The following is a 2,611-nucleotide window of genomic DNA, read 5'->3' as shown; positions in this document are numbered from 1 at the left end:
CGCGGGGGGGCGAACCCCCGGGCGGGGTCCCCCCCCCACAGGCGTGTGTGCGGGGATCAGCCGCCGATGTACGGGGATCAGCCGCCGAGCGGGAGACCGTTGGTCGACAGGCCGCTGGTCTGCAGGCCGCCTGCGGGCATGCCGCCGAGCAGGCCCTTGACCGGGGCGGCGGCCTGGCCGACGAGCTTCTGCTGGTCGGTGCCGAGCAGCTTGGTGGCCGTCTCCTGCACCGGCAGGCTCTGGGTCGCCGTTCCCAGCGCCGCGCTCGCGACCGGCAGAGCGGTGGTCGCGGCGTCGGTCGGCAGCACGGCGGCGGAGGCGGTGCCCGCGGCGGCGGCGGCGAAAGCGGCACCGAGAGCGGCGACGCCGAGAGTCCTGGCAGCAGACTGCTTCATGTGAAATTCATCCTTGGGGAGAGGGACGTGGGGGCTCCGAAAAGTAGCCAGCCCTTCGCTCTTCCCGCAAACACGCCGACACGCGGAAAACGGCCGGGAATTCGGCGTCCCGGCCGTCGTCCGCAGAGCCGGGATCAGCCCACGGAAGTGGAAGAAACGCTGGTCGCGGCGGTCTGCTCGAAGAGCCACTCGGATTTCAGCTCGGCATATCCGGGCTTGATCACATCGTTGATCATCGCCAGACGCTCATCAAAAGGAATGAATGCCGACTTCATCGCATTGACGGTGAACCACTGCATGTCGTCGAGCGTGTATCCGAAGGTCTCGGTCAGCTTCTCGAATTCGTGGCTCATGCTCGTACCGCTCATCAGCCGGTTGTCCGTGTTCACGGTGGCCCGGAAATGCAGCTTCCGCAGCAGTCCGATGGGGTGCTCGGCGTACGAGGCGGCGGCGCCGGTCTGGAGGTTGGAGGTCGGGCACAGCTCCAGCGGGATGCGCTTGTCCCGTACGTAGGAGGCGAGGCGGCCGAGCTTCACCCCGCCGTCGTCGGCGACCTCGATGTCGTCGATGATGCGGACCCCGTGGCCGAGCCGGTCCGCACCGCACCACTGGAGCGCCTGCCAGATCGACGGCAGGCCGAAGGCTTCGCCCGCGTGGATGGTGAAGTGGTTGTTCTCGCGCTTGAGGTACTCGAAGGCGTCGAGGTGCCGGGTGGGCGGGAAGCCCGCCTCCGCGCCCGCGATGTCGAAGCCGGCCACGCCCTGGTCGCGGTACCGGTTGGCGAGTTCGGCGATCTCCAGGGAGCGGGCGGCGTGCCGCATCGCGGTGAGGAGGGCGCCCACACGGATGCGGTTCCCGTCCCGGCGGGCCCGCAGCTCGCCCTCGCGGAAGCCCTCGTTGACCGCCTCGACGACCTCTTCGAGGGTCAGTCCGGCTTCCAGGTGCTGCTCGGGGGCGTACCGCACCTCGGCGTAGACGACACCGTCCGCGGCCAGGTCCTCGGCGCATTCGGCGGCCACCCGGACCAGCGCCTCGCGGGTCTGCATGACGGCGCAGGTGTGGGCGAAGGTCTCCAGATAGCGCTCCAGCGATCCGGAGTCGGCCGCCTCACGGAACCAGATGCCGAGCTTGTCGGGCTCGGTCTCGGGAAGTCCCTCGTATCCGCTCTCGCGGGCGAGGTCGACGATCGTTCCCGGACGCAGGCCGCCGTCGAGATGGTCGTGGAGAAGCACCTTGGGGGCACGCCGGATCTGATCCTGGCCGGGCACATGGAGGGTCGGGCTCATCATTTGCGCACTCTAGCGCCTACGCGCGTAGATTGTCGCTTGCCGATGCGTAACAGTGACCGCGAATACGGGTGGAGTACACCTGTCCTTCTGACACTGTTCTGTCATGGCACAGCGCGCACTCCCCCTGCCCGCCGCAAGGCTGGGACGGGCCGTCAGGACGGCCGGAGCTCCAACCGCGGTCAGCGGCGTCGTTCTGCTGCTCCCGGACGGCGAGCCCGACTCGCACCGCCGCCCCTCCCCCCTCTCGTACGCATTCCAGCTGCCACTGGCCCGCGCCCTGGCCCGCGCCGGGCAGGACGACGGGCTCGCCGCCCATGTGGTGCGCTATCGCTGCCGCGGCTGGAACGCCACCGACGCGCAGCTCGCGGCGGACGCCGAATGGGCGGTGGAGGAGGTCGTACGGCGCTACGGCGATGTCCCGGTCTGCCTGGCCGGGCACGGCATGGGCGGCCGTGCCGCACTCCGGGCCGGCGGCCACGCGGCGGTCGACTCCGTGCTGGCGATGGCCCCCTGGCTGCCCGAGGCCGGGACGGACGGAGGGGACGGGGCCGACGAGGCGGAGCCGGTGAAGCACCTGCTGGGCCGTCAGGTGCTGCTCGTCCACGGCACCAACGACGCCCGCACCGACCCCGAGCTGTCCTTCCGGCTGGCCGAGCGGGCCAAGAAGACCAACCGCGACACCTGCCGCTTCGAGGTCCACTCCGACGGCCACGCACTGCGCCAGCACCGGGCCGAAGTGACGGCCCTGGCCGCTGACTTCGTGTGCGGCTCACTGTTCGGCCGGGCGTACGCCCGCCCGGTCGCCGACGCGCTGGCGGCGCCACCGCCACTGGGGCTGCGGATGCCGCTGGCGGCGGGGTTCGGGAAGTCGCTGCGGGGGTGACTGGGCGCTTGGGAGAACAGGGGGCGATGATGCTTATGTCGCGT

General features: G+C 70.6%; 3 protein-coding genes. 1 reads left to right on the top strand and 2 read right to left on the bottom strand.

The features are described 5' to 3' along the window. Positions 1-77: 77 nt before the first annotated feature. Entirely contained in the window at positions 78-395 is a 318-nt protein-coding gene (locus tag ACFVH0_RS39735; protein WP_385828305.1) for a hypothetical protein, read from the bottom strand. A 134-nt stretch (positions 396-529) separates the two neighbouring features. Beyond that, the gene (locus ACFVH0_RS39730; RefSeq protein ID WP_385828304.1) at positions 530-1,684 is read right to left on the bottom strand and encodes an adenosine deaminase; all 1,155 of its coding nucleotides are present in this window, start codon (positions 1,682-1,684) and stop codon (positions 530-532) included. A 103-nt stretch (positions 1,685-1,787) separates the two neighbouring features. On the opposite strand from ACFVH0_RS39730, the gene ACFVH0_RS39725 reads away from it, so the two are divergent. Then, positions 1,788-2,567: an alpha/beta hydrolase gene (locus ACFVH0_RS39725; protein ID WP_385828303.1), complete on the top strand. Its 780-nt coding sequence runs from the start codon at positions 1,788-1,790 to the stop codon at positions 2,565-2,567. The last annotated feature ends 44 nt before the right edge of the window (positions 2,568-2,611 follow it).

The sequence above is a fragment of the Streptomyces sp. NPDC127117 genome, from assembly GCF_042677325.1.
Lineage (GTDB): Bacteria > Actinomycetota > Actinomycetes > Streptomycetales > Streptomycetaceae > Streptomyces.
The sequence above is the reverse complement of the archived record's forward strand: the minus strand, read 5'-3'. Positions and strand labels throughout refer to the sequence as shown.

Bases quoted from the DNA above. Each gene is read 5' to 3' on its own strand.
- ACFVH0_RS39735 (WP_385828305.1), bottom strand. From the start codon at position 395: ATGAAGCAGTCTGCTGCCAGGACTCTCGGCGTCGCCGCTCTCGGTGCC.
- ACFVH0_RS39730 (WP_385828304.1), bottom strand. From the start codon at position 1,684: ATGATGAGCCCGACCCTCCATGTGCCCGGCCAGGATCAGATCCGGCGT.
- ACFVH0_RS39725 (WP_385828303.1), top strand. From the start codon at position 1,788: ATGGCACAGCGCGCACTCCCCCTGCCCGCCGCAAGGCTGGGACGGGCC.